Raw genomic sequence first — 24,957 nt, forward strand, 5'->3', positions numbered from 1 at the left:
AAATTGGGTTTCCCCATCGTCGCCTCCTGTCCTCAAAATTAGGACCCGAGGCGTCCAGAAATCTAGGGGCTACTCAGCGTAGCCGAAGCCTCGCCCTTCATAGCGGAGTTAAGAGAGGCGGCGACAGCTTTGGCCCGCATCGGGCGTGCCTAGGTGAGCGTCTTGCCAAAAATGGTAAGGGCGGCACCCGACTCGGCCATCGCACGATCATCAGGATGATACGGGGCCGTGTCATGTCTCAGCATGCTCTGGCGGAAGATCGGAATGGCAAGCGCGATCAGGTGCCGTGCGTTAGCTACGGGCTTCAACCTCGGTCAGCGATAAATCGCGGCCATGTTATTTGTTGGTGAGCGAGAGTACATCGGGGCGCGAAGCCGCCGGGTAGTCAATTGCCACCACGCCGCTCGTACCAGGCGCTGCTTGCTACTGCTTCGACCCCATAATTCGCCAATCCGCCACGCGAGATGCCGGAGGGGCAGGGGCTTGGGTGATCGTCTAGGACAAAATCTTGTCAAAAAATTGCGTGATCGGTCAACAATTCTGTCAGCTGGTTTTGACAGATCATGTTCTGTTCTGACGTGAGCGGTCAGGTTTATGTGTCAAAGGACACGCTTCATCCTTTGACAGCGAAACCGGACCTCCGTGGCGGGAGCATGCCTTGGGTGTGCTTCACCTTGGCGGCGGCAGATCGTCGTATGGCGAGGTGGGGTTGGGCGGCCTGGTTAGGGGTAACGCCGCTGGGACGAGGTGGGCGCTTCCCGCCTTATAAAGGTACGGGCGCGACCATATCCTGCCTGATCAAGGGGCTGTTTAGCCTTGTATGCTGCCAAGAATGGTACGCGAACGGTTGGCCGCAGCGGTCCCTAAGGCCCGCAATCGGACGCTCACGCCCTTTACCTTGCCTCCCAACTTCGGACGCGGATTCCTCTTTGCCAACGACCGATTTTGATGGCCGGCGATCCGCTCGCGAAGGTCTCGATTGGAAAGAAAACCCCCTGTCTGCTTTCAAGCGACGGTGAGGCATTGGCGGATGCGTGCCCCTGGGAACGGGCGGCGACCGCTGCGCGACCATTATGCACCGTTTGAAGTATTGGCTGGTGGTTAATCAGATCCTGTAATGGCTTGTAGACTCTCTATGCACCGTTCTATTTTCTTAATATCTTAGCGCCGGTCGGACCCGTACGTTTGCTGACGAAGGTCAGGACGAGACCTCGCTTGCCCGAGATGCAGCAACAAAGAACAGGGCGCGCTGCGCGATATTCATACCAGCTATTAGCTACCCGCTTCTCGATGACATACGCACCGTTTCCGCGATCGCGATTTTCGAGGCGTCAGCATCCGAAAGGTTTCGACGCTACGATAAGGGCGCGTCGAGCGATTAGCTCTGCGCGGTTGGCTATCCCTGCTTTCACGTTTGCCGCTACCCGGGTTTTTCCCGGACAGATTGTTGGCGGGAATGGCCTTATCAAAAATCCCGCAGGGCGGGGGGCATTTATGACGGTTAGGGATCAGGCGTTCTACGAAGCGCAAGCTGAGGATGAGCTTCGGCTTGCCGTTTCACTCAAAAGGTCGAAATTCCACGCCAATCAAGCCGCAGAGTTCGCTGCCACGGCCAAGCGTCTCCTGAACTTTCAAGTTTCCATCTGATTTCGATTAGCGGACCCGTACCGATATGACGAAGAAGGACCTGAGGATCGTCGCGGCGTTCTACCCGATTCTGATCGAACTTGCGGGGCGCCGTGCGCTGATGACTTATCTGGAACTGGCCAACGAGGCCAAGGCGCGCCACCCCGATGATCCATTGATCAAAACCCTGATCCCTCGGAGTGTTTCGCGCCGCTTGTCCATCCTGCGGACGTTTACGGATGAGACGTGCCATCCCGACCTCTCGTGTCTGATCGTGAACACTAGCACCGGCGAGGTCGGAAAAGCGTATTCCGACACGTATGATCCGCTCGAGCAGCGGGTAAGGGTCTTCGCGTACGACTGGTCGTCTGTCGCGCCGAGCTTCCAATCCTTCCTGGAAGATAAGCTTGACGTGTCCGATGCTACCAAACCCGTCAAATTGAAGCGCGATGCCGCGAAGCGTGCGTTATGGGATTATGCCAAAACTAACGACATCGTGCCTGTGCCGAACGGCGATCAAGTCGAAATAATGGTACGACGGATCATGACTGGGGAAGAAATAGCATCCGCTATCGCTTCGGTCATGAATGTTTGACCCATCGCGAAGCGAGCCGCCCTGCGTCGCGATGACATGGTTATTCATCATGATAAACCAAGGCATCGTTCAGTCGCAGCGGTGGGTACGCCAGTATCGCAGTCGAACCAGCAAATTCCGAGTGGCGACCATCACATGGCAGATCGCCAAACTGCGAGGATACGCACCATGCCGCGGTTCGATTTCCGCCGGCCCCACCTTCGGAACGGCAGGACATCGCCGGTCCTAAGACTGAGGAAGATCGGATAAGGGGAAGCACGAAGTAGGGATGATAGGGCGGATTATCTGGCTCTGCGCGGACCGTTGTTCCAAATCTCTTGAACGAATGTTCATAATTAGGGGCTTAGGTCGGTCAAATCATGCGTGTGTTGCGCTGGGCAAATTGTCGAGTGCGAAGCATCTCGTCGGGCGAAAAAGGGGGAATCGTGGGGGCTGACAAATCGAACGTCCGGGGTGGAACCCGGCGCGGCCCTGTTGCGTGGGCGATGGCGCTTGCGATGGTTCCGGCATGCGCCTTGGCGCCGTCCGTCGCCTCGGCACAGGCGATGACGCAGGTCCGATCGGTGCCAGTCGACTGTCGAGACCTGAAAGGTCCGACGAGCCGAGGTGGCATGCAGTCCTGGCAGGCGTTCGTTCGGATGGAGCACTGCGATCGAATCAAGCGCCTCGTTCGCCTGTCCGCCGCGCTGCCACCCAGCCGCCAGCCTATGTTCTTCGAGGGGGTGATTCCTGCGGATCGTCTTCCGAACGATTTCGGCGTGGATGTGCCCGTGCTGCGGGTCGTGTTTCCCGACCATGTCTTCTTCGACACCGCAAAGAGCACGCTGCGGCCGGAGGCGATGCCACTGGTTACGATCGTCGCTGAGAGTCTGAGACGAGAACCGCCCGATGTTGCGCTTTTCGTAGCCGGTCACGCGGACAAGCGGGGCGACGCTAAGCCCAACGAAGCGTTGTCGATTGATCGCGCGAACACTCTGGCTGAAGCAATTTTCGAAGAGGGCGTGGCCTACAGTTCCATCTGGCGGATTGGTTTCGGGGAAGACATGCCGCTGGTGCCCGGGGACGATGAAGAGGCGTTCGATCAGAACCGGCGCATCGAGTTCCTGTTCGCATCGAAGCCGGAGGCCGTAGGGGTCTGGATGGCGGACCAGCAGTTGGCCGAGTTGTGCCGTGCGCGGACCAAGGCCGAGGCCGACCGCTGCAAGGCGCAACTGAACCTGAAGCGGGACTACGAGGCCGTCGAGATCGTGCGGCGCCCGCCGGTCCGGGTTGATCCGGGCCGTCCTCGCACGGACGGAGTTGCCCCGAATAGTACGCGACGCAAGCGAGCGACCCCGTCGGGGTCGGTCGTCGCGGCGGTGAGGCCGGACGGCGGAGGCTCCGTCAGCGTCGTCCCGACGGCATCCAGAAGGATCAGGATCGATCCGGTGTCGCGTCGTGCGACGCCCGTCCGCGTTGATCTGTAAATTTACTAGGGGCGAACAATATGAAGTGGGGGAAGCAGTGCCGATAAAGACGTATCTCGACATGGACCTGGCACCGTCGGGGCCATTGGCTGCCGACCTGTTCGCGCGAGCCGACCGAGAGAGCAATGGTCGCAGCATCAGTCTGACCGGTGACGGTCAATCGGGTGCTATGAGTGCAAATCTCACGCCGGAGATGAATGCCTGGTTGTCAACGCATGTGGCACGGCCTCGTGCCAACGCGCTCAACGAGGTGCTCGGCGCCGCGAAGCGTGTGCGCCTCCAGGGCGGGGCGGAAGGTTTCGTCGAAGATTTCGAACGCGACATGATCGGTCGAGAGCGGGCGGTGCGCAAGGCGCAAGAAACGAACACCTTCTACGAGAAGCAACGAGGAAGGCTTGATCGTCTTGAGGTGGCGGAGACGGAATATCTGAGGCTGCGCAGCGATCTCGGGGGCCGGGACGCGCAGGTGCCCTCGAAGCTGTTGGTCTACGGCGTACCGGCAGTCATCATGATCCCCGAGTTCTTCATGAACTACAGCAGCTTCTTCAAGCTGTCGGGGGTGCCCGCGATCGCGGCCGGTCTTTCGCTTGTCGTCGCCTTGGCCGTAGCGGTGTCCTCATACATGACGGGCGTATTCCTGAAGGCCTACCAGTTCTACATGCGGCCTGACGACGACGAACAGAGATCGAAGGGTATGCGCCTCATGGCGATCGCCATGGCGCTGCTCGTGATATCGATGACCGCCGTCGGCTATGCCCGTTACTCGACGGTTCTTGCGCAGATCGAGGCGGCGCTGGTGCTCGGTATGACGCCGCCGAACGTTATCGCGCAGACGGCGGGCCTGCTCGCGGGCAACCTGATCGTGTACGCTGTCGGTGCGGCGTTCACGTATTTGCAGCATGATGAAAACCCGGAATACGCAAAGAAAGCGGAGAAGTATCTCCACCTGAAATCGGAGATGGACGGGCTATACGGAAAGGAGCTCGGCGCGAAACTTGCCGACATCGACCGGAGCCACAAGCGTCGTATCGACGATCTCGGGCGCAAGTCGAATCAGATGCGTTCTCAGCCCGACAATGTAGTCATCTCGCATGATGCGGGGCAGATCACGGGCAAGGATTCCGAGGTGGTCGGTCTTCTTCGCGCGTATCAGAACCATCTGGTGGACCGGATCTGCAGCCGAGATCCGGACTTCCGCTTCACCGGTCCTGCGGGGGATAGGCACGCCGGCGCGATGGTGGAGACGATTACCCCCAACGACTTCGCTGCGCGTTCCATCCACCTGTATCGGAGTGTCCAGCTGTGATTCATGCTCGATCACGCCGTACCTTGCTGGTCGGTGCCGTATCGTCCGTCTCGTTGCTGCTCGTCGCCTGCGATGGCGGTTCCAGTGCCCCACCGACGAAGTCCGGCGGGCCGACCATTCGAGCCGAAGCCGCCTGCGATTTGAAGGGCGAAAAGGCGCCGCTTCGCAGGACGCTGATCTTCGTCGATGCCAAGGCGCTCAAGAAAGCCGCTGATGCGGTAGGCTTTTCGGAACAGAACAAGGCGTTCCGGGATCTGATTCTTGCTATCGCCGACCCGGCTGTCGCCCTCCCTGCCGGCACGAGCGCCGCCCGGGAACAGATCACCATCGCCGTGGTGCCGGCGGACGGTTCGGCGGCGCAGACGACGTTCGTCGGCTGCATCCCTGGCCTGTCGTCGCAAGAGATGGCGGACGCCCAGGAGAGGGAAGGGGGAATCGGCAGCATGTTCTCATCGGGTACCGCGAGGGAGCTCGATGACCAGGCGTCGAACTTCCGGACCCAGCTGATTGGCGGCATGGTCGCGGCAGGAGCTCTGGCGGCGGACAAGCCTGGATCGTCGAGCGGTCCTGTTGATGCGGCGCCGTTCCTTGCCGGCCTGCGCGCTTCGAAGGGCATATTCGATGGCGACGACCGCGTGCAGCGGCTGGTGCTGGTATCCGACCTCAGCGAGTTGGATCTGCCCGCTGGCGATTCGGCTGCGTTGCGCAAGGCCGGTGCGGAGGCCGGCCGCAAGGCCGCAGCGGATCTGCCCCAGGTCGATGTCCACGTTGTGCTTCCGGCGGGCAGAAGCGCTGCTGGCAGGGATTTCTTCGAGAGTTATTGGCTCGCGCAGGGGGGGCGGCTTCTATCCTACGGACCGGAGAAGATGGGCAACGCCTCGCCAGCGCCGGCGCGGATGTGGCGCTTCTCGGCCAAGGCGGCGTATCCATCCGGTGACGAATTGGCGGACGTTCGGATCGGCGACGACGGGAAAGGCAAGCTGACCGCTTCATGGCTGACGCTGCTCGGTACCCCCTCGTTCGCGATCCCGATGACGGGCAGCATCGCCTGTTCAGGGGAGGACTGCGAGATCCGATCGGATCGGGGCGGTTTCGCGCAGGCTTGGAGCCCGCAGCCGGGCGGAGAGCCGGAGTTCGGTAACGAGATGCCGTTTGGCGGCATGCGGAACTTCGCCTTGAAGATCGCTGGCGGGACATTGACCGGAGAGGCAACCGATGAGGGGGTGTATATCGGCGCCGACAAGGGGCGTCAGGGGATTGCGATCACCGGCAAGGCCAAATGAAACGCTCGTAAGACGTAAAAGGGGGAATGAGATGACTATGACAAGACGATCGATGACACTGCTGCTCGCGATGACACTTCCGTTCGGCAACGTGGCCATCGGCGTGGCCCATGCCGAAAAGATCAAGTACGCGAAGACCGAGGTGGAGAAGGCGCGAGGCAAATGTGTCGGCTCCGTCCTCGGTGGCGCGCTTTTGGGCGCTCTCGCGGGCAGGGCGATCGGAAAGGGCGGCGCCGCAACCGGTGCCGCCATCGGTGCCGCCGCGGGTGTGGGGATCTGTGCGGTGATCCTGTCCAATGCCAAGCGGGCTGACCGGATCATTGCGGCGCAGATGGCGTCCGCCACCTTCCAGGACGCGCCGTATCGTACGACGTTCGCCGCCGACGACGGCACCAGCATGACGACCTTCGAAGGGCGTGCAGGTGCAAGCGAGAACATCGACGCCGTCCGGCTGCAACCCGTCCGCTACATGTCGCTCGACGGTGCGAAGATGGAATCACCTGTCCTCGTCGGCGCGGATCAGGACTGCCGCTCGATCAGCGGATCCATCGCGGGCACCAACAACGTGCAGGCGGCCTTACCCTCGCAGTACGTATGCCGGACGCCTGGCGGCGACTACAAACCATATGGCTTGCAGATGGCCAATGCCGGGAAGGCGAAGAGGGCCGCATGACTTGATCTGGGGAGGAATTGATCGGGTTCTTCCTAAGATTAGACGTCTTCATGTGTTATTCATGAAATGACGATTTGATGACGACCGCTGTTATAAAAGGAAGCCAAATGTCCTCGTTCATGATCATCATATTGTGTCTATACTTCATACCATCGATTGTCGCCTGGGTCAGAGGCCATCATAACAAGGTCGCGATAACTGCGCTGAACGTTCTGCTTGGCTGGTCGGTGATCGGCTGGGTCGGGGCGATGGTATGGTCTCTTCTTGCCGTCCGTCCTCAGAATGTGATTATTCACACTGCCGAGCGCGGGTGATCTGATACCCGCCACCGTCGGTCATGCCGACTTTGATCGATGGACCTCCGGCATGCTTTGACCGGCACGCCTGAGGTCCAATGGTCGCTTCATCACCGTCAGCAGCTAGGCGTCGCGCCCCGAAGTTTGCCAACAGGCGTTCTGGGGTGGCCAGATTTCTCAGTCGATACAGGCACCGCGGCCGCTTACCGGCCCGGCGGTGCCGTACGGGCATTAGTGTAGTGCCGACGCCGAGCGGCTGCGGTTCGTCGTGGAACAACCGGCAGGCTTTGACCGATCACGACGCCATCTCCGCTGCTCGAGCCTAGTCGCCGAAGAACTTCGCCCGCATCTCGTTCCCGCGCTGATAGACATAGTAGACGTTGGTCTCCGGTTGGTTGATCAGCACCCCGTTCGGTCCTGCCGGGTAGATCGCCTCGTCGGTCCAGTTGTCCTTTGTTCGCGCGACGATACGTGGCGGTTTCCTTGTAGCTGCATAGGTGATGCGTAGGCCGCTCTGAACGCCGTTGGTCACGAATTCCACTAGATCGGGCTTGCCGTCATGATCCAGGTCCGCCCGAGCCGATCTGTGGTATCGATACCCGACCGGGGCCCAATAGCTCGAACGTGCCCGCATCTCGGCGTCGGTGGTGGAACGCCATGGGTGTTCGATCGGATCGAGGATTGGCACTTCGGATTTAAGTGGCTCGCCTTTGTCCTTCGACACGTCCCCGCGTATTTGCCGCGATGCACGCGCGGCATCGGCGTCGAACGTCGCCTGGTGCGGATCCGCCTGAGATGGCCGCGACTCGGGCGTCTGGTTCTGAACCAGCAGCGCGATCGTCATTAAAAGCATGCCGAAGCGCCCTTTGTTTTAGCGATAAGATAGTGAGGTACGATGCGGAGCGATAACCGTAAATGGTTTACGATCGCAAACGGGGACATAGATACCACCAAGACTTACGGGATCGTAATTTGAAGGTAAATATGGACGGCTTCTATATGTGGTCAGATTCGACGTCTGGCAGCGGAATGCCGCGGCATTTCGGATAGCTGGAGCATCCTGAGAAGGGCTCGTGCAGTCCAGACTTGCTGAGAATCAGCGTGCCGTTGTCGCATAACGGGCAATCATCTTCCGGCATCATGGGCAGTTTGATCCTTCCACCCTGGCTCGGAGGATCTTCGATTTCGCTATCGACGAAGGCGTCTCCGCTCGGACATCGGGAACGGGCCTGGCTCAGCCATCGCGAGATCCAGCACGCTATCGTCGGTCTTCCGGCGCGGGAACCCCATCAGGGCTTCAGTGACGTTGACCAGCATGACGTAGTCCACCTCGAGGCCCTGGCGGCTTGGACTGTCCGAAATTCGAGATCGAACGCTTTCGCGAAGTCATGCTGCCACCATTTGATGTCGACTGGCCGATGGCGATCGTAGCGTTCAAGGATCATGACGCGGGGCCGCTGGTCTCGCTATCCGGAGAGGGTGCCGAAGGCGACTTGCTGCCTTACGGCGTCGAGATGGGCACGCAGCAAAGAGGCGGATGCTGCCGCGGCGTCGGAGGCATGGGCAACGAAGGCCGGGCCTCGGTGGTCGTTTGTCGTAGCGACCGCCTTCGATAGTTGCCGCGCGTTGGCCTGAATGAAGCCGCTGGATGCTTTGCAGACCGCTGCGGGGCAGCGGCGCGTGGTGCTTCACCATTACTTTCGTGGGGTGCTCGAACGGGGCCTTCAAGTGACTTGTTGCGAAAGATCGGTGCCAGCGATGAGGTTTGCGAGGTGGCGGCTACGCGTTGACCGTGGATGAGAGCGAGGGGTGATCCGGGTGCCAATCTGCCGGACGAAGCCCTTCAGAATGAGAACATCATTACGACGAAACCGTCGTTGATATCCCGAGGGTCGGGGGCGTTCGGCGCATCGCGGAAGAAGTGCCCCTTGAACGTCCTGGCATGACCGATGTCCAGCGCGACGACCTTGGGAATAAGGTCGTATTCGGCCTGAGCCTGAACCTGCTGCCTCGCATGGCGTCCGGCGCGCCCGGTTTCGTCCCGAACGTCGCTGTTGCTGAACCGGTCGACGGCGCTCGCCAGTTTGAGCAACTTATAGTCGGTCATTAGCTATAGGCGCCGGGTGGCGATGCCTTCACGCGGATGGCTGGGAAAACGAGGTTCGATCGATCCGCAGCGCCGAATAGTTCGGTCGGCTGGCATTCCAAACGACGCGCGCCGTAAAGCGTATCGAAACGCCCGATCCGCCCCTGCCCTCGATCGCAAATTCGACGCCGTTGCGGCGCGCCTTGCCTGTAGATACCTCCTGTCGGCTCAGTCCGTCTTGAACGTCGTGATCAGAGGAAAGCGTCCGGTTCGCCTTCAGGAAGGCGAGTGGCAATAGTCGACATTGCGCGGCTGCCGCTTTTCCCAAAAAGGATCGAATTTCGGGAATGTTCCGGGCTCGGTAGATAGCGAGAAAGCTGCACCTCGAGGTATTTTCACTTGGCGGACGATACCTCAGACACCGGTTGGCTCGCTTAGTTTGATGGCGGCGAGCTGCTGACTTTACCGAGCCAGAAAATTCCGTCGTAGTCAGGATCTGTCTCAGCGCCGGGTAACGCGCCGAGTTTGATAAACGCGGGGCGATGCAGATCCGCGAGCCCCCGGAAGGGGTAGCTGCCGCATGCGATATCTTTCGGCGTAATCGCCACGCCAGGGTCGGGCGTTACACCCGGCTTCAAAACGCAATTCCAGGCTGTTCCACCCGCGGTCAGCATATTGAGGGTGACAGTATCTGACGGCGAACCTAGCCGCATTGCCATGGGCTCATACGACGCACCAGCACGCGCGATCGGACGTTTACGCGCATGGGCATTGCCAACCAGAACAAGGACCCGGTCGTATGAGCGCGCCTTCGCGGCGATCAGAATATTGTCGGCCTGTGCCGCCTCATGCGGTCCCTGGCCGGGAAGATTTGAAAACTGGCGACTCTGCGCCTCGTCTCGCGCGCCATTGAACGCAACCATGTCGATCGACTGACCCCGATTTGCCAGGCGATGTAGCCGGACGAGGAGGGTCGACATTGCTTCGCTGCTGGTGCCGTCGTTCGGGTCAGACCATCCTGACCTCTTCAATGCGCCAAAAAAATGCGCATCCGACAGATTCCAAGCTTTTTGCAAAATGGCATTCTCGGTTGCCGAATGTTCAATGGCAACAAGGACGCGTTCGCCACGTGCAGCCAGCGCACATGCGACATCACCAACAAAGGCAGGTGCTTGCCGTGTTCCATGTACTTCACCGAAGATGACGAATTGCGGTTTGCGGGCTGCTACGGTGTCCCAACCCAAAGGCATGCGACATTCCCGCGCCCTGTGATGAATCGGCGCGCGGTACTTAGAGGGACTAGCATTCAAGCTAGCTGACGCGCTTGTCATCAGGACTGTCGTGCACATAATGGCAGCGGGACCGATCTTCATCGAAGTACTCTTGTCCAAGGGCTGATATCGCTATGGACCATAGCGCTGGCCAATAATCAATCGAAGCGATGACAGCTCCAGCGTGATAGATGACGGCGCAAGCGTAATGACACGCTTTCAGTTGTCGCCGATGCGATCTGGCGGCGGCGTTTGCCAGCGATCGAGAGACGGCCGTCCAAGCCCGTTTGGGGACAGGCGATACCCGATGTTGCATGATGACCGTTGGGGTCTTCTTGTTTGTGCACGTTTGCAGTGGTAGGGACGGTGGATGTCAAGCGACCTTCCCTCGAGCCGTATTGACACGATCCTAGCCCGCCTCGCCTCGGGCCAACCGGTTCGTGCAGGCGCGCTGGCCAGGGAGTTCGGCGTTTCCGAGGATGCTATCCGGCGCGATCTGCGCAGTCTGGCGGCGGAGGGCCTGTGTCGCCGCGTCTATGGCGGCGCCTTGCCGATCGTCGAGGGGGCGACCCCGATGGCCACACGCGTCGGCGAGGACGTGCAGCGCAAGCAAATGCTGGCCGACGCCGCGCTTCGGTTCTTGGAACCGGGCAGTTTCGTTTTCGTCGACAATGGCAGTTCCAATCTCGCGCTTGTCGAGAGGCTGCCGCCACAACTCGATCTTGCCATTGCCACGAGCTCGGTCACGATCGCCGCCGCGGTCCAGCATCGTGATGCCATCGATCTGCTGGTGATCGGCGGGATGATCGACCGGCTGGTCGGCGGCGCGGTCGATGGAACGGCGCTCGAGGCGATCGCGCGCCTCAACATCGACCTGTGCGTGCTTGGTGCGTGCGCGGTATCCGCCGAGGGGGGCGTCAGTGCGTACGACCCCGCCGACGCCGTTTTCAAACGCGCGCTGGTCGCGCGGAGCCGCAGGACGATCGTCCTTGCGACGAACGACAAGCTCGGTCGACACGCCCCGCACCGCGTGTGTGGCGTCGATGCGCTGGAGCAGATTGTCGTCGAACACGACGCCGATACCGACATCGTGCGCGATCTGACGGAGGCGGGCGCGACGATTGCGCGCGCCGCCCCGCAAGCCCAGCCCTGATCCGAGGATAGGACCCGTGAAAAACCCCACTTCCGGCGCGCGCCTTGCGACTCGTCTGGCCTTTCTCGTGTCGGGCTTCGGGCTTGCCTGCTGGGCGCCGCTCGTTCCGCTTGCCAAGCAGAGACTGGCGATCGGCGACGGATCGCTCGGGCTGCTGCTGCTGTGTCTCGGACTTGGCTCGGTCGGCGCGATGCAGCTTGCCGGGCCGCTGACATCGAAGCTTGGCGCGCGACCCGCAATTCTCGTCGGCGGCATCGGGCAGGCGATCCTGCTGCCCTTTCTCGCCTTCGCACCGACGGTGCCCACCATGGCGATCGCGCTGCTGCTGTTCGGCGCATTCCTCGGCGTGATCGAAGTCGGCATGAACGTGCATGCGGTCGAGGTGGAGAAGCAGGCCGGCACGCCCTTGATGTCCGGGTTCCACGGGTTGTTCAGCGTCGGCGGCTTCGTCGGATCCGCGCTGCTGACCGCTGTCCTGTCGATGAAGATCAGTCCGGTCGCCGGGGTCGTCACGGCATCGGTCCTGATGATCGCGACGCTCGCATTGGCCGCGCCCCGGCTGATCGCGACACCCAGGACCGAGGAGACCCCGCTGATCGTCGTCCCGCGCGGGATCGTGGTGCTGCTCGCGGCGCTCGCCGCGATCACTTTCCTGACAGAAGGCGCCATGCTCGACTGGGGGGCGTTGCTGCTGAGCGGCAAGGGGCTGCTGCCGGTCACGCAGGCGGGGCTCGGCTACAGCGTCTTTGCGGTGGCGATGACCGCAGGCCGCCTGACCGGCGACGCGATCGTCGGCAGGCTCGGGGATCGGCGGACGATGCTGTGGGGCGGGCTGCTCTTGCTTCTCGGCTATGGTGTCATGCTGCTCGCGCCGGTCGCAGCGGTTGCGCTGTTCGGGATGCTGCTGATCGGTCTTGGCGCGTCGAACGTCGTGCCCATCCTGTTCCGCCACGCCGGCAAGCAGACCGTCATGCCCGCGGGTCTCGCGATCGCCGCGGTCACGACGATCGGTTACGCCGGGATCCTCGCGGGTCCCGCCGCGATCGGCTTTGTCGCGCAGGGCATCGGCCTGCCCGCCGCCTTCTGGCTGCTCACCGCGCTGCTGTGTCTCGTGCCGCTCTGCGCGAAAGCCGCCACCGCCAGCGGGCGCGCGTCGTGATCTTTCCCGATCTCGCCGATGCCGAGACGTTGCCGCGCTACCGCACCGATATCGCGGTCGAGACCAAGGTGAAGGAGCGGTACAGCAGATCGGAAGTACCAGATCCGTGATCCCGAAGGACCCCGCAGGAAGACAGGGCAGGATCACGCCGCCGACGCCGCGCCGCTCCAGCGTTCGCTCTGAAGCGGTGCGTCGTCGTGCGGGGCGTTCAGCGCGTTCAGCGCGCCTCGGCGATCAGCTTTGCGGCGGCGGGGGTGTTCCATTCATAACCGCCGAGCATCCGCCAGACTTCGCGTCCGTCCGAATCGTACAGGATCGTGGTCGGCAGGTTCGCCTGATATGCGATGCTGAGCGCAGCCTTGGTATCGAGATAGGGCTGGAGCGTCGTGAACGCCTTTTGCGCGAAGAACGGCGTGACCTTGTCCGCACCCTGCAGATCCTGGCTGACCGCGACAACCTGCACCTTGCCCTTCAGGCTGCCCGCGACCGCGTCGAGCGTCGGCATCTCGGCGACGCAGGGTGCGCACCAGGTTGCCCAGAGGTTGAGCAGCAGCGGCTTGCCCTTGAAGCTGGCGAGCGTAACGGCCTTGCCATCGGGGGCGGTGAAGCTGATCGCCGGCCCCGTCTCGCCCTTGTGGCTGCGGTCGATCTTCTCGACCGGGGCGGCGGGGGTGCCGGTCGCTTCGTCGGGCGAGGGGGCGACTTCGTCCGATGTCGCGGTGTTGCCAGCAGCAGGGCCGGCGGCGGGACCTGCCGCGTTTGCTTGCTCCGGAGCCGGCGATTTCCTATCGCAGCCCGCGACCAGCATTGCGCTACCCAGGAGACAGACGATCGACGCCCTTGAGAGCAGAGAAGGGGAGGACATGGACGGCTCCAATGCGATGTGGGGTGGACGCTTCGCCGAGGGTCCGGCCGCGGTCATGCGGGAGATAAACGCCTCGATCCCCTTCGACAAGCGACTGTGGAAGCAGGATATCGCCGGCTCCAAGGCGCATGTCGCGATGCTCGGCGCACGCGGTATCGTGTCGGCTGAGGACGCCGCGACGATCGCTGCGGGACTCGACCGCGTCGCGGCGGACTATGCCGCCAACGGCGTCGTCGAGGATCTCGTGCTCGAGGATATCCACATGCAGACCGAGGCGCGGCTGGCCGAGGCGATCGGTCCGGTCGCGGGGCGTCTGCACACCGCTCGGTCGCGCAACGACCAGGTCGCGACCGATTTCCGGCTCTGGGTCCGCGATGCGATCGATCAGGTGCTCGCGGCGCTCGGCGGGTTCCAGGCGGCGTTGCTCGTGCGCGCCGAGGAGCATGCCGCGAGCGTCATGCCGGGGTTCACGCATCTGCAATCGGCGCAGCCGGTGACGCTCGGGCATCACCTGATGGCGTATCACGCGATGATCGCGCGCGATGTCAGCCGCTTTGCCGATGCGCGCGTGCGGATGAACCGCTCGCCGCTCGGCTCCGCGGCCTTGGCGGGGACGGGGTTCCCGATCGACCGCGAGATGACCGCGCGCGCGCTCGGGTTCGACGGTCCGATGACCAATTCGCTCGACGGGGTGAGCGACCGCGACTTCGCGCTCGACTATCTGGTCGCCGCCACGCAGTGCGCGCTGCACCTGTCGCGCCTGGCGGAGGAGTTCGTGCTCTGGGCGTCGCAGCCCTTCGGCTTCGTCGCGCTCAGCGACCAATGGTCGACGGGCAGCTCGATCATGCCGCAGAAGCGCAATCCCGATGCCGCCGAGCTCGTGCGCGGGCATTCGGGGCGGATCATGGGGTGCATGACCGCGCTGATGGTGACGATGAAGGGGCTGCCGCTCGCCTATTCGAAGGACATGCAGGACGACAAGCCGCCGGTGTTCGAGGCGCACGACCTGCTCGCGCTGTCGATCGCGGCGATGACCGGGATGGTCGAGAGCGCCACGTTCCGGACCGAGCGGATGCGCGCGGTGGCCGAGGCGGGCTTTGCGACCGCGACCGATCTCGCCGACTGGCTGGTGCGCGAGGCGGGGCTGCCGTTCCGCGAGGCGCACCATGTGACCGGGCGTGCGGTGAAACGCGCGGAGGATCTGGGGATCGCGCTCGATGCGCTGTCGATCGAGGATCTGAAGGCGATCGACGCGCGGATCGACGATCGCGTCTATGGCGTGTTGTCGGTCGACGCGTCCGTCGCGAGCCGGACGAGCTTCGGCGGCACCGCGCCCGCCAATGTACGCGCCGCGATCCGCGCCGCACGGGAGACGAGCGAATGACGCGCCTGACCCTCACCGCCCGCCTGACCCTCGCGCTGTCGTTCGCCGGTCTGACGCTGTCGGGCTGCGGTGCCGCCGACGGGCTTGAGCCCCAGCCCGGCAAATCGCTCCCCGTGGCGCCCTATGGCGCCAAGACCACGCCGACGCCCGCTGCATTGCTGACGCCGACGACGCAGCAGCGCCCCGAGCGCAGCGACGAGTTGCTGACGAATTCGCGCGAACGGCGCAGCGACGAATTCAACCTGCCGCCGCCAAACTGATTGTAAGCAAGCATGGACCATTTCCACTATCGCGACGGCGTTCTCCATGTCGAGGACGTCGCGCTGCCGGCGATCGCCGAGGCGGTCGGGACCCCCGTCTATGTCTATTCGACCGCGACGTTCCGCCGTCATGCACAGGTGTTCCGCGACGCGCTGAAAGGCGCGGGGCGCGTCCATCTGGCCTATGCGATCAAGGCCAATCCGAACGTCGCGGTGCTGCGCGTGCTCGCCGACGAGGGTTACGGCGCGGACGTGGTGTCGGCGGGCGAGATGGCGCGCGCGCTGGCCGCGGGCATCCCCGCGTCGGACATCGTGTTTTCGGGCGTCGGCAAGACCCGCGACGAGCTCGCCCGCGCGCTCGATGCCGGGATCGGCCAGTTCAACCTCGAGCTCGAGGAGGAGGGCGAGGTGCTCGCCGCACTCGCGCGCGATCGCGGGATCCGCGCGCCGGCGGTGCTGCGCGTGAACCCCGACGTCGATGCCGGCACGCACGCCAAGATCTCGACCGGGCGCAAGGAGAACAAGTTCGGCGTGCCGATCGACCAGGCGCCGGCGATGTTCGACCGGCTGGCGAGGCATGACGGGCTCGACCTGCGCGGGGTGGCGATCCATATCGGCAGCCAGCTTGCCGATCTCGCCCCGCTCGAGGCGGCCTATGCGCGGATCGGCGAACTCGTCGCCGAACTGCGCGCGGCAGGGCATGTGATCAGCCGGGTCGATCTCGGCGGTGGGCTCGGCGTGCCGTACAGGCCTGACGACGTGCTGCCGAGCCCGGCCGACTATGGCGCGATGGTCGCGCGCGCGACCGCGGGCTGGGACGTCGAATTGATGTTCGAGCCGGGGCGCGTGATCGCGGGCAATGCGGGTGTACTGCTGACCAAGGTCATCTGGGTGAAGCCGGGCGTCACCAACCCCTATGTGATCGTCGATGCGGCGATGAACGACCTCGCGCGCGTCGCGATGTACGATGCCTATCACGACTTCGTCGCGGTCGAGCCCGGTGGCGAGCGGATGACCGCGAACATCGCCGGGCCGGTGTGCGAGACGGGCGACACCTTCGCGATGGGGCGCGACATCGACGTCGTGCAGTCGGGCGATCTGGGCGTGTTCCGCACCGCGGGCGCGTACGGCGCGACGATGGCGTCGACCTATAACAGCCGCGCGCTGGTGCCCGAGGTTCTGGTCGATGGCGACCGGTTCGCGGTCGTCGCCGACCGGATCGAGCCCGAGACGATCCTGGCCGCCGAGCGCGTGCCCGAATGGCTCAAGCGGTGAGCCTGCACAGCCTGCCGCTGTTCGTGCGGCTGGCGGGCCGCCCGGTCATATTGCTCGGCGAAGGCGAGGCGGCGGATGCCAAACGCCGGCTGCTCGACCGCGCCGGCGCGCAGGTCGTCACCGACGAAGCCGCGGTCGCGGCGCTCGCGATCGTCGCGATCGACGACGAGGCGGAGGCGCTGGCGGCGGTCGTGCGGCTGAAGGCGCGCGGCGTGCTGGTGAACGCGGTCGACCGGTCGGAGCATTGCGACTTCACGCTGCCCGCGATCGTCGACCGTGAGCCCGTGCTGATCGCGATCGGCACGGGCGGTGCATCGGCCGGGCTGGCGGCGGCGCTCCGGCAGCGGCTCGAGGCGCTGGTGCCGGCGGATCTGGGCGGGCTGGCCAGCGCGCTGCAAAAGGCGCGGGGCGCGATGCGCGCGCGGTTTCCCGACGGCGGCGCACGGCGACGTGCGCTGGCCGACGCGTTGGCCCCCGGCGGCGTGCTCGATCCGCTCGGGCCATCGCGCGACGTCGCCGGCTGGCTCGACGGCGGGGCGGTGCAGGACGGAACGCTGGTGCGGATGTCGCTCGCGTCGCCCGATCCCGACGACCTGACGCTGCGCCAGGCGCGCGCGCTCGCGAGTGCGGACCGCGTCTATCACCGCGCCGACGTGCCGCCCGCGATCCTCGACCGCGCGCGTGCCGATGCTGCGCGGATCGCGTGCGATGCGGCGCCGAGCGGGACGGGACCAGGGCTGGTCGTCGATGTGGAGATGGGTGGTTGAGCGGTTTCGGGTTCAAGGTCAGCAACGGCGTCGCGTCGCGGATTCCCGTCGAAGAGGCGCCGGATGCGAGCGGTGATCTGGTCTGGGTGCATCTGTCGACCAACGAGGAGGAGGCGCAGGCATGGCTGCGCGACGAGGCCAAGCTCGAGACGTACGTCATCGACGCGCTGACCGCGACCGAGACGCGGCCACGGTGCGAGGCGGTCGGTGAAGGCGCATTCCTCAACCTTCGCGGGCGGACGCGCGAGGAGATGGATTCGTCCGATCTGCTCGCGTCGCTGCGCATCTGGGTGGTCAAGGGCCGCGTCTATTCGCTGACGCGCAAGCCGCTGGTCGCAATTCCCTTGGTCGAGCAGGAAGTCGAGGCGGGACGCGTGCGCGATCCGGGCGACCTGATCACCGCGTTCGCGACCGCGATCACCACCGATCTCGACCCCGAGGTCGCCGCGCTCGGCGACGAACTCGACGATTGCGAGGAGCGGCTGGATGCCAAGCACGTGTTCGCGCTTCGCCGGACGGTGAGCCAGGTCCGCGTCGCCGCGATCGGCTATCGCCGGTTCCTCAACCCGCAGCGCGCCGCGCTCGAGAAGCTGGCCGCGCTGCCGGGCGACTGGCTGCGCGACGACGACCGGCTGCATCTCGCGGCGGCGGCGGACCGTGCGGCGCGGATGGCGGAGGAACTCGAATCGATCCGTGAACGCTCGGCGCTGACGCACGAGGCGCTGACCGACCTGCGCGCGGAGCAGATCGACAATCGCTCGCTGATCATCTCGGTCGCAGCGATGGTGTTCCTGCCGCTGACGTTCCTGACCGGGTTGTACGGGATGAACGTGAAGGGGCTGCCCTTTGCCGAGGAGCCCTGGGCGTTCGATGCAATCGCTGGGGCCTCGACGCTGATCGCGGTGGGAATCGTATTGTACTTCGTCCAGCGGCACTGGTTCGATCGGTAGCGGTCAGGCGGCGCTGGCGGTCCGCCAGGCCTGCGCGATCTCGTCGAGCGTGTCCGCGGTCGTGCGGAAGACCGTGCCGTCCTGTCCGAGCGAGGCATCGACGATCGTCCTGCGCGCGCCGGCATAGAGGCGCGCGAGCGTTTCCGACACCGCGCCGCCGCGTTCGAAGTCGAGCCCCGCCTCGAGCGCGAACAGGATCGCGGTCGCGCGCGTCACACGGTCGCTCTTGGTCGCATATTGCCGGTTGTCGGATGCCCAGGCGGCCGCGCGCAGGGCCGCGACGAGTTCCTTGTAGAGCAGCTGGACCAACCCCGGTCCGTCGGTCGTCGTACGGCCGACCGCGTCGATCTGGCGATAGGTGGCGAACGGATCGCGCGTGAGGGTCGTCGCGTACATCACGAGTCGCTCTTGTTCCACGCCGCGATCTGGTTGGTGAGGAAGGTCTGGATCGACTTGTACGACGAGACGCGCGAATTCATGCTCGAGAATTGCTGCGTCAGGCGGGTCGTCATCGCATCCGACTGATCCGCGATCTTGGCCTTGGCATCGAGGATCGCGCTCTGGGCCGCGGTGTAGCGCGTCTGCGAGGCGCCGAGCCCCGTCGTCGTGCTGGTCGCGGCGGCGGCGAACGACGCGAGCACCGCGCCAAGCCCCGCCTTGCCGTCTGCCGAACCGTTCAGCATCGTCTCGATCGCACCCGCATTGGTCAGCAACGCGCTCGACAGCGCTGCCGAGTCGAGCCGCAGCGTGCCGTCGCGGTTGGTCGCCACGCCGATCTGGGCAAGCGTCGTCGGCGCGCCAGCGGTCGCGCCGGTCGACAACGGCGTCAGCGTCAGCGTCTTGAGCGATCGCAGCAACGACTGCGCGGCGGTGTCGCCGCGCAGGACGCCGGTCATCGGGTTGGTCTGTTCGGTGAGCGTCGACAGCACCTCGTTATACGTTTCGACGATGTCCGACATCGCCTGCGACAACGCCGCGGTCGGGGTCGTGCTGCCGAGCGTGATGGGTTTGTCCGACACCGTGTTGAGCTGGAGCTTCACGCCGGGGACGAGGTTGTTGATCGTGTTGCTCGCGCGCTCGACGGCGATCCCGTCGACGGTTAGCCTGGCATTCTGCGCGGTCGCGGTGACGCTGGTGTTCGTTGCGCCGGGACCGACGTTGAAGTCCGCGAGCTTGCTGCTCTTATCGGTCGCCTCAAGCGTGAACGCCTGTGACGCACCTGTCGCGCCCTTCATCGACAAATAGGCGCTGCCGTCCGAGTCGGTCACGACGGAGGCGGTGATGCCTGCGCCCTGCGCGTTTATCGCAGCGGCAATCCCGTCGAGGCTCGCATCGGTGACGCTGAACGTTACGGGCGTGCCGCTGCCCGCCGTAAAGCCGGTCATCGCCGTGCCCGCGGCGTCGTAGGTCGCGGCGCCGAAGGTCAACGTGAAGCTTCCGGATCCGATCACAGCGGTCCGGTCGGTAATGGGCGCGGTCGTGCGGATCGTCTGCGCGCCCGCGAGCTGGTTGACCGAGATCGTCGACGACAGCCCCGCGACCTTGGCGCCGGCCAGCGCACTCACGCCGAGCGCGGCGTTCGAACTGGTCGGCTGGCTCGTGAGCGTGCCGCCCTTGACCAGCGCCGAATAGGCCGACGCGAAGCCCGAGATCGCGCTTTTGAGCGCGCTCAGGCCCGAGATCTGCGTGGTGATGGTGTTCGACTTGGCGGTCAGCTGCGCGGTCTTGGCCGCGAACTGCGCCTCGACCAGCGAGGGTACCAGGCTGGCGGTGTCGATCCCCGAGCCGGCGTTGAGCGAGGTCAGCAGCGACTGCGCCGCGTTCTTCGTAACGCTCGCCGCGGTCGGCGTCGGCGTTACCGCCGGGGTCGGCGTCGCGGTGCTGCTCGTCGTCGAAATGGCCATGCCGGTAATCCTTGCACCCGTAATTCTCGCGCGCTCGAAAGAGGTAACGACCGCGGGCGCCGGATCTTTAGGGAAGTTTCACGCCGTTTTCGTCGAAGCGCGCATCGAGCGGCACGGTGATCGCGGGCTGCGGCATCGGCGTGCCGCCTGCCGCGGCGTTCAGCCCGAACACGAAGGCGAGGACGGTGGCGATCGCCATGTACAGGTCGTCGCGAACCTCCTGGTTCTCCTTGCTCGTGTAATAGACCGCACGCGCGAGGAGCGGATATTCGAGCACGGGTACGCGGCTTTCCGCGGCGAGTTCGCGGATCGCCAGCGCGGTCGCGCCGCGCCCCTTGGCGACGACGACGGGCACCTGGTCCTTGCCGCGATCATAACGCAGCGCGACCGCGAAATGCGTCGGGTTGGTCAGGATGACATGCGCCTCGCCGACCGCCTTGCGCATGTTGCCGCTCGCCATCGCGCGCATCTTCGCGCGCTGCTGGCCCTTGGCCTCGGGATTGCCCTCGCTCTCCTTGTGCTCGTCCTTCACCTCCTGTTTCGACATGCGCATCTTGCCGAGGCGGCGGATGATCTGGATCGGCACGTCGATCCCGGCGATCGCGACGAGCCCGAACGCCATCGCGATCAGGATCGACGAGAAGGTCCCGCCGAGCGTCGTCAGTGCCTGGTTGAGATCGGCGGACGAGGCGAGCCCCATCGTCGTGTGCGACGCCTGCCACAGCATCCAGCCGCCGATCGTGCCGAGCAGGCCGACCTTCAGCAGCGACTTGCCGAGCTCGATCCAGCCGGTCGGACCGAAGATCCGCTTGAGGCCGGAGGCGGGGTTGATGCGCGTGAACTTGGGCGCGAGCAGCTTGCCGTTGAAGCCGAGCGAGCCGAGCCCCGCCTGGCTGAGCACCGCGGCGACGAGGCTGACCACGAACAGCGTGACGAGCGAGGGCGCAAGCTTCCACCCCGCCTCCTGAAGCGGGCGCCAGGGCGAGAAATCCTCGACGTCGGCACGTCCGAACTGGAAGCTCGACGCCATCACCGCCTTGCACGCGGCGATCAGCGAGGGGCCGGCATAGATCAGCCAGGCGACGCCCGCGAGCATGCTGAGCGCGGTGGCGAAGTCGCGCGATCGGAGGATGTCGCCCTTCTCGACCGCATCCTTCTTGCGCTTTTCGGTCGGGCTTTCTGTCTTTTCGCCGAATTCGTCCGCCATCAGCCGAGCACCAGGCTCTGCGTGGCTTCGAGGCCTTCGCGGATGATAACGACCATATAGTCGCCCATCGCCGGGAAGCCGATCGCGAGCGCGACGACACCGACCGCGAGGCTCGCGGGGAGGCCGACCGAGAACAGGTTGAGCGCGGGCGCTGCGCGGCTGATCATCCCGACGACGATGTTGAGGCACAGCAGCAGGAAGCCGACCGGCAGCGCGAGCAGCAGCCCGGCGAGAAACGCATAGCCGCCGAAGAACGCGATGCCGCGCAACCGGTCGACGCCGAGCCACGCCGCGCCGGGGGGCATCACGTCATAGCTTTTGACGAGCATCTCGACGAGCACGAGGTGGCCGTCCATCGACAGGAACAGCAGGGTCAGCATGATCGAGAAGAACTGGCCGAGCGCGGGGCTCGACCGACCGTTCTGCGGATCGACCGACGAGGCGAAACCCAGACCCATCGACCCGCCGATGATCTCGGCGGCGATCACCGGCGCGGCGAACGCGATCTGCAGCACGAAGCCGAGCGCGAGCCCGACCAGCGCTTCCGCCGCGACCGCGAGCACGGTTGATGTCGCGAAGATCTGCGCGGGTGGCTGGATCGGGTGCGCGGCGAGCACGAGAAAGCCGATCGCGCCCGACAGCGTGACGCGCACCGTGACGGGCACCGACACGTTGCCGAACACCGGCGCGGCGATGAACGTCGCGCCGATTCGCACCATCACGAAGATCAGCGCCCAGAGCTGCGGCTCGATCGAGAGGCCGAAGCCCAACATCTGCCTATTTCACCAGATCGGGGATGCGTTCGAAGATGCTGACGGTGAAGTCGCTCAGCAGCCCGAGAATGAGGCTGCCGAAGATCATGATCGACACCGCGACGACGATCAGCTTGGGGACGAACGACAGCGTCTGCTCGTTGATCGACGTCGCCGCCTGAATCATGCCGAGGATCAGCCCCGCGAGCAGCGCCGGGATCAGGATCGGCGCGCTGGCGAGCGCGAGCACCCACATCGTCTGGTTGGCGATGGTCAGGAAATATTGCGCGTCCACCGGGTCAGGTCGCGAACGAGTTGGCGAGGCTGCCCATCGTCAGCGCCCAGCCGTCGACGAGCACGAACAGCAGCAGCTTGAACGGCATCGAGATGATCGTCGGCGACAGCATCGCCATGCCGAGCGACATCAGCACGGTCGCGACGACGAGGTCGATGACGATGAACGGCAGGAAGATCAGGAAGCCGATCTGGAACGCGGTCTTGAGCTCGCTGGTGACGAAGGCCGGCAGCAAAACCGAGAAGGGAATGTCGCGCGGCGACGCATAGGGGCCCGACTTCGCCATCTCGGCGAACATCGTGACGTCCTTGATCCGCGTCTGCTTGACCATGAACGCGTGGAGCGGGACGCCTGCTGTCGTGATCATCTGCGTCCCCGCGAGCTGGCCCGCGGCATAGGGCTGGATCGCGGTCGTGTTGATCTGGGTGATCGTCGGCGCCATGATGAAGAAGCTGAGGAACAGCGACAGGCCGAGCAGCACCTGGTTGGGCGGCGTCTGCTGCAGCCCGAGCGCCTGGCGCAGGATCGCCAGCACGATGATGATCCGCGTGAAGCTGGTCATCATCAGCAGGATGCCCGGCAGGACCGTGAGCAGCCCCATGATGATGAGGACCTGCAGCGACAGCGACAGCGAGCCGCTCTGCCCGCTATTGCCCGCCGCCTGTCCGCCGAGCTGGCCGAGTGCGCGGTCGACCGCGTCGCCGACCGCGGGGCTGGCGGGGGCGGGAACCGTCTGCGCGAAGGCCGGCATCGCGAGGAACAGCGCGACCAGCAGCGCGAGGCCGACCCACAGCCACGCGGCGCCACGCGACCGCGTCCTGGCCTGCAACGGCGTGAACAGCGCCGGGCCCGACCCCTTGCGCGTGACGGTCAGGCTCATGCGTCGACCTTGTCGATCAGGTGCACGCCGCCGCGGCCGACCGAGACGAGCAGCCGGCGGCCTTCGAAATCGATCACCGCGAGCCGAAGGCCCGGCGAGATCATCATCGTTTCCTTGACGCCGATCAGCCGCGACGTCGGCTTGCCGGGCATCCGGCTCTCGAACTTGCGCCACAGCAGCAGGCAGCCGACCATCAGCCCGCAGACGAGCGGCAGGAGGATGACGAGTTTCAGGATATAGGACCAGAGCATCGGATCAGCCGCGCGCCGCGAGCGACTTGTCGGGGTTGACCAGCTCGGTCATCCGCACGCCGAAGCGTTCGCCGACGGTGACGACTTCGCCGCGCCCGATCAGCGTGCCGTTGACGAACACGTCGAGCAGCTCGTTGGCCTGGCGATCGAGCTCGATCACGCTGCTCTCGCTAAGCGCGAGCAGTTCGCGCAGCGTCAGGCTGGTCGAGCCGATCTCGACGGTCAGCTTCACATCGACGTCCTGCAGCAGCCTGAAATTGGCGGCCACGGCGGCGTCGACCGGAAAAGTACCGGCCATGTCGGTCATGCTGCGAATCCTTCGTCGATACGGGTAATGGAGGTAAGCTGGATGGCCGCGAAGCCGTTGGACGTGCCGACCGTGCCGCAGCCGAGCCGGTCGTTGCCGACCATCACGGGAACGTCGCCCGAGATCGTGATCGGGATCACGTCGCCGGGTTTGAGGTCCATCAGCATCTGGAGCGACACGACGGGCTCGGCGAGCACCGAGCGGATCGGAAAGCGGATGTTCATCGCCGCGCGCGTCAGTTCGTTGCGCCACGCCGGATCGGGTTCGGCGGTCTTGCCGAGCACCTTGGTGGTGAGCGACGGGGCGTGCGGCTTGAGCGCGGTGACCGGATAGACGAGGTCGAGGAACACGGGCTTGCCTGCCCCCGCCGCGATCCCGAAGCGCGTGACGATCATCGCGTCCTCGCCGTCGAGATCGGCGATCATCGCCGGGTTCGTCTCGACGCGCATCGGCGTGAAGTCAAACCGCGCCATCGGCTCCCAGGCGGTCTTGAGCGGGGTCGCGATCATCTGGCCGATACGCGCGATCATCGCCTCGCCCGCGGGCGAGAACTCCGCCGGCAGAACGGGCGCGACCGACCCGGTGCCACCGAAGAACAGGTCGAGCAGTTCGAGTACGAACCGGCCGTCCATCACGCACAGCGCCTGCGCGGCGCCCGGGGTCATCACCAGCGGCAGCCAGGCGACCAGTCCCTCGGCGCGTTCGGCGCGGTAATCGGCAAAGCGCTGCACGACGAGCGGTTCGGCCCAGCTGCGCACTTCCTGACGCAACAGCGGCTCGAACACGCCGCGGATCGCGCGCGCGAACCGCGCCGACAGGTGCTGGAGCGTGTGCAGATCGCCGAACGGGTTGAGCTTGGTCGACCCCAGCACACCGTGATGCGCGACCTCGGGTCGATCCCGCTCGCGCCGCTCGCGCTTCGTTGGTGGTGGGGCGTTAACCATGA

27 protein-coding genes are annotated in these 24,957 nt (G+C 64.7%); 14 read left to right on the forward strand and 13 right to left on the reverse strand.

Features of this window, described 5'->3' with window-relative positions:
* Nucleotides 1–1,672 precede the first annotated feature (1,672 nt).
* The 6 genes from AC0CH3_RS10135 (at nt 1,673) to AC0CH3_RS10160 (ending at nt 7,263) form a co-directional block, all read left to right on the forward strand.
* Nucleotides 1,673–2,221: a hypothetical protein gene (locus tag AC0CH3_RS10135; protein ID WP_465237819.1), complete on the forward strand. Its 549-nt coding sequence runs from the start codon at nt 1,673–1,675 to the stop codon at nt 2,219–2,221.
* 611 nt (nt 2,222–2,832) lie between these two features.
* Entirely contained in the window at nt 2,833–3,687 is an 855-nt protein-coding gene (locus AC0CH3_RS10140; RefSeq protein ID WP_465237820.1) for an OmpA family protein, read from the forward strand.
* A 37-nt stretch (nt 3,688–3,724) separates the two neighbouring features.
* Nucleotides 3,725–4,993 carry a hypothetical protein gene (locus tag AC0CH3_RS10145; RefSeq protein WP_465237821.1) on the forward strand — a complete coding sequence of 423 codons (1,269 nt, stop codon included), beginning with the start codon at nt 3,725–3,727 and terminating at the stop codon, nt 4,991–4,993.
* A gap of 23 nt (nt 4,994–5,016) precedes the next feature.
* Nucleotides 5,017–6,276: a hypothetical protein gene (locus AC0CH3_RS10150; protein WP_465237822.1), complete on the forward strand. Its 1,260-nt coding sequence runs from the start codon at nt 5,017–5,019 to the stop codon at nt 6,274–6,276.
* Nucleotides 6,277–6,328: 52 nt separating this feature from the next.
* Nucleotides 6,329–6,949: a hypothetical protein gene (locus AC0CH3_RS10155; RefSeq protein WP_465237823.1), complete on the forward strand. Its 621-nt coding sequence runs from the start codon at nt 6,329–6,331 to the stop codon at nt 6,947–6,949.
* Nucleotides 6,950–7,068: 119 nt separating this feature from the next.
* A complete protein-coding gene (locus AC0CH3_RS10160; RefSeq protein WP_465237902.1) occupies nt 7,069–7,263 on the forward strand; it encodes a superinfection immunity protein in 195 nt (64 codons plus the stop codon).
* Between the two features lie 304 nt (nt 7,264–7,567).
* Here the strand turns inward: AC0CH3_RS10160 and AC0CH3_RS10165 are convergent, their stop codons facing one another.
* Nucleotides 7,568–8,089, reverse strand: a complete 522-nt coding sequence (locus AC0CH3_RS10165) for a hypothetical protein (protein ID WP_465237824.1) — start codon at nt 8,087–8,089, stop codon at nt 7,568–7,570.
* Between the two features lie 502 nt (nt 8,090–8,591).
* On the opposite strand from AC0CH3_RS10165, the gene AC0CH3_RS10170 reads away from it, so the two are divergent.
* Entirely contained in the window at nt 8,592–8,861 is a 270-nt protein-coding gene (locus tag AC0CH3_RS10170; protein WP_465237825.1) for a hypothetical protein, read from the forward strand.
* 227 nt (nt 8,862–9,088) lie between these two features.
* Here the strand turns inward: AC0CH3_RS10170 and AC0CH3_RS10175 are convergent, their stop codons facing one another.
* Both AC0CH3_RS10175 and AC0CH3_RS10180 read right to left on the reverse strand, forming a co-directional pair.
* Entirely contained in the window at nt 9,089–9,337 is a 249-nt protein-coding gene (locus AC0CH3_RS10175; RefSeq protein ID WP_465237826.1) for a hypothetical protein, read from the reverse strand.
* Between the two features lie 428 nt (nt 9,338–9,765).
* Nucleotides 9,766–10,704, reverse strand: coding sequence for a hypothetical protein (locus AC0CH3_RS10180; RefSeq protein ID WP_465237827.1), 939 nt, complete (start codon nt 10,702–10,704; stop codon nt 9,766–9,768).
* A gap of 268 nt (nt 10,705–10,972) precedes the next feature.
* Here AC0CH3_RS10180 and AC0CH3_RS10185 point away from each other — a divergent pair, with 268 nt between their 5' ends.
* On the forward strand, nt 10,973–11,755 hold the full coding sequence (locus AC0CH3_RS10185) for a DeoR/GlpR family DNA-binding transcription regulator (RefSeq protein ID WP_465237828.1): 783 nt from the start codon (nt 10,973–10,975) through the stop codon (nt 11,753–11,755).
* Between the two features lie 16 nt (nt 11,756–11,771).
* The gene (locus tag AC0CH3_RS10190; RefSeq protein WP_465237829.1) at nt 11,772–12,914 is read left to right on the forward strand and encodes an MFS transporter; all 1,143 of its coding nucleotides are present in this window, start codon (nt 11,772–11,774) and stop codon (nt 12,912–12,914) included.
* 217 nt (nt 12,915–13,131) lie between these two features.
* Here the strand turns inward: AC0CH3_RS10190 and AC0CH3_RS10195 are convergent, their stop codons facing one another.
* Entirely contained in the window at nt 13,132–13,722 is a 591-nt protein-coding gene (locus AC0CH3_RS10195; RefSeq protein WP_465237830.1) for a TlpA family protein disulfide reductase, read from the reverse strand.
* 73 nt (nt 13,723–13,795) lie between these two features.
* Here AC0CH3_RS10195 and argH point away from each other — a divergent pair, with 73 nt between their 5' ends.
* The 5 genes from argH to AC0CH3_RS10220 are packed head-to-tail and all read left to right on the forward strand — an operon-like array spanning nt 13,796 to nt 18,415.
* Nucleotides 13,796–15,163 carry an argininosuccinate lyase gene (argH, locus tag AC0CH3_RS10200; protein WP_465237903.1) on the forward strand — a complete coding sequence of 456 codons (1,368 nt, stop codon included), beginning with the start codon at nt 13,796–13,798 and terminating at the stop codon, nt 15,161–15,163.
* Complete coding sequence (locus AC0CH3_RS10205; protein WP_465237831.1) at nt 15,160–15,423, forward strand: hypothetical protein; 264 nt, start codon at nt 15,160–15,162, stop codon at nt 15,421–15,423. Before argH ends, AC0CH3_RS10205 begins: the two co-directional genes overlap by 4 nt.
* Nucleotides 15,424–15,435: 12 nt before the next feature.
* Nucleotides 15,436–16,698, forward strand: a complete 1,263-nt coding sequence (lysA, locus tag AC0CH3_RS10210) for a diaminopimelate decarboxylase (protein WP_465237832.1) — start codon at nt 15,436–15,438, stop codon at nt 16,696–16,698.
* The gene (locus AC0CH3_RS10215) at nt 16,695–17,465 is read left to right on the forward strand and encodes a precorrin-2 dehydrogenase/sirohydrochlorin ferrochelatase family protein (protein WP_465237833.1); all 771 of its coding nucleotides are present in this window, start codon (nt 16,695–16,697) and stop codon (nt 17,463–17,465) included. The genes lysA and AC0CH3_RS10215 overlap by 4 nt, the downstream gene beginning before the upstream one ends.
* Nucleotides 17,462–18,415 (forward strand): CorA family divalent cation transporter, encoded by a 954-nt coding sequence (locus AC0CH3_RS10220; protein ID WP_465237834.1) that lies wholly within the window; start codon nt 17,462–17,464, stop codon nt 18,413–18,415. Before AC0CH3_RS10215 ends, AC0CH3_RS10220 begins: the two co-directional genes overlap by 4 nt.
* Nucleotides 18,416–18,418: 3 nt before the next feature.
* Here AC0CH3_RS10220 and AC0CH3_RS10225 read toward each other — a convergent pair whose 3' ends face one another.
* From AC0CH3_RS10225 to AC0CH3_RS10265, 9 genes are all read right to left on the reverse strand, one after another.
* Nucleotides 18,419–18,811: a flagellar export chaperone FliS gene (locus AC0CH3_RS10225; RefSeq protein WP_056018200.1), complete on the reverse strand. Its 393-nt coding sequence runs from the start codon at nt 18,809–18,811 to the stop codon at nt 18,419–18,421.
* A complete protein-coding gene (gene fliD / locus AC0CH3_RS10230) occupies nt 18,811–20,319 on the reverse strand; it encodes a flagellar filament capping protein FliD (protein WP_465237835.1) in 1,509 nt (502 codons plus the stop codon). Before fliD ends, AC0CH3_RS10225 begins: the two co-directional genes overlap by 1 nt.
* A gap of 67 nt (nt 20,320–20,386) precedes the next feature.
* A complete protein-coding gene (gene flhB, locus AC0CH3_RS10235; RefSeq protein ID WP_465237836.1) occupies nt 20,387–21,526 on the reverse strand; it encodes a flagellar type III secretion system protein FlhB in 1,140 nt (379 codons plus the stop codon).
* Nucleotides 21,526–22,299, reverse strand: coding sequence for a flagellar biosynthetic protein FliR (gene fliR, locus AC0CH3_RS10240; protein ID WP_465237837.1), 774 nt, complete (start codon nt 22,297–22,299; stop codon nt 21,526–21,528). Before fliR ends, flhB begins: the two co-directional genes overlap by 1 nt.
* A gap of 4 nt (nt 22,300–22,303) precedes the next feature.
* Complete coding sequence (gene fliQ, locus AC0CH3_RS10245) at nt 22,304–22,573, reverse strand: flagellar biosynthesis protein FliQ (RefSeq protein WP_056018190.1); 270 nt, start codon at nt 22,571–22,573, stop codon at nt 22,304–22,306.
* Between the two features lie 4 nt (nt 22,574–22,577).
* Entirely contained in the window at nt 22,578–23,453 is an 876-nt protein-coding gene (gene fliP, locus AC0CH3_RS10250) for a flagellar type III secretion system pore protein FliP (RefSeq protein WP_465237838.1), read from the reverse strand.
* A complete protein-coding gene (locus AC0CH3_RS10255) occupies nt 23,450–23,704 on the reverse strand; it encodes a flagellar biosynthetic protein FliO (protein WP_031394023.1) in 255 nt (84 codons plus the stop codon). The genes fliP and AC0CH3_RS10255 overlap by 4 nt, the downstream gene beginning before the upstream one ends.
* A gap of 4 nt (nt 23,705–23,708) precedes the next feature.
* On the reverse strand, nt 23,709–24,011 hold the full coding sequence (gene fliN / locus AC0CH3_RS10260) for a flagellar motor switch protein FliN (RefSeq protein WP_056018186.1): 303 nt from the start codon (nt 24,009–24,011) through the stop codon (nt 23,709–23,711).
* Nucleotides 24,008–24,955 carry a flagellar motor switch protein FliM gene (locus AC0CH3_RS10265; RefSeq protein WP_056018184.1) on the reverse strand — a complete coding sequence of 316 codons (948 nt, stop codon included), beginning with the start codon at nt 24,953–24,955 and terminating at the stop codon, nt 24,008–24,010. Before AC0CH3_RS10265 ends, fliN begins: the two co-directional genes overlap by 4 nt.
* Between the last annotated feature and the right edge of the window lie 2 nt (nt 24,956–24,957).

This window comes from Sphingomonas sp. AC449 (genome assembly GCF_979253475.1).

Coding starts and splice junctions, on each gene's coding strand:
- AC0CH3_RS10205 (WP_465237831.1), top strand. CDS start 15,160: ATGACGCGCCTGACCCTCACCGCCCGCCTGACCCTCGCGCTGTCGTTC.
- fliP (WP_465237838.1), bottom strand. CDS start 23,453: ATGAGCCTGACCGTCACGCGCAAGGGGTCGGGCCCGGCGCTGTTCACG.
- fliD (WP_465237835.1), bottom strand. CDS start 20,319: ATGGCCATTTCGACGACGAGCAGCACCGCGACGCCGACCCCGGCGGTA.
- AC0CH3_RS10155 (WP_465237823.1), top strand. CDS start 6,329: ATGACACTGCTGCTCGCGATGACACTTCCGTTCGGCAACGTGGCCATC.
- AC0CH3_RS10225 (WP_056018200.1), bottom strand. CDS start 18,811: ATGTACGCGACGACCCTCACGCGCGATCCGTTCGCCACCTATCGCCAG.
- argH (WP_465237903.1), top strand. CDS start 13,796: ATGTGGGGTGGACGCTTCGCCGAGGGTCCGGCCGCGGTCATGCGGGAG.
- AC0CH3_RS10140 (WP_465237820.1), top strand. CDS start 2,833: ATGCAGTCCTGGCAGGCGTTCGTTCGGATGGAGCACTGCGATCGAATC.
- AC0CH3_RS10185 (WP_465237828.1), top strand. CDS start 10,973: ATGTCAAGCGACCTTCCCTCGAGCCGTATTGACACGATCCTAGCCCGC.
- AC0CH3_RS10135 (WP_465237819.1), top strand. CDS start 1,673: ATGACGAAGAAGGACCTGAGGATCGTCGCGGCGTTCTACCCGATTCTG.
- AC0CH3_RS10195 (WP_465237830.1), bottom strand. CDS start 13,722: ATGCTGGTCGCGGGCTGCGATAGGAAATCGCCGGCTCCGGAGCAAGCA.
- AC0CH3_RS10165 (WP_465237824.1), bottom strand. CDS start 8,089: ATGACGATCGCGCTGCTGGTTCAGAACCAGACGCCCGAGTCGCGGCCA.
- flhB (WP_465237836.1), bottom strand. CDS start 21,526: ATGGCGGACGAATTCGGCGAAAAGACAGAAAGCCCGACCGAAAAGCGC.
- AC0CH3_RS10255 (WP_031394023.1), bottom strand. CDS start 23,704: ATGCTCTGGTCCTATATCCTGAAACTCGTCATCCTCCTGCCGCTCGTC.
- AC0CH3_RS10265 (WP_056018184.1), bottom strand. CDS start 24,955: ATGGTTAACGCCCCACCACCAACGAAGCGCGAGCGGCGCGAGCGGGAT.
- fliN (WP_056018186.1), bottom strand. CDS start 24,011: ATGACCGACATGGCCGGTACTTTTCCGGTCGACGCCGCCGTGGCCGCC.
- AC0CH3_RS10160 (WP_465237902.1), top strand. CDS start 7,069: ATGATCATCATATTGTGTCTATACTTCATACCATCGATTGTCGCCTGG.
- fliR (WP_465237837.1), bottom strand. CDS start 22,299: ATGTTGGGCTTCGGCCTCTCGATCGAGCCGCAGCTCTGGGCGCTGATC.
- AC0CH3_RS10180 (WP_465237827.1), bottom strand. CDS start 10,704: ATGAAGATCGGTCCCGCTGCCATTATGTGCACGACAGTCCTGATGACA.
- lysA (WP_465237832.1), top strand. CDS start 15,436: ATGGACCATTTCCACTATCGCGACGGCGTTCTCCATGTCGAGGACGTC.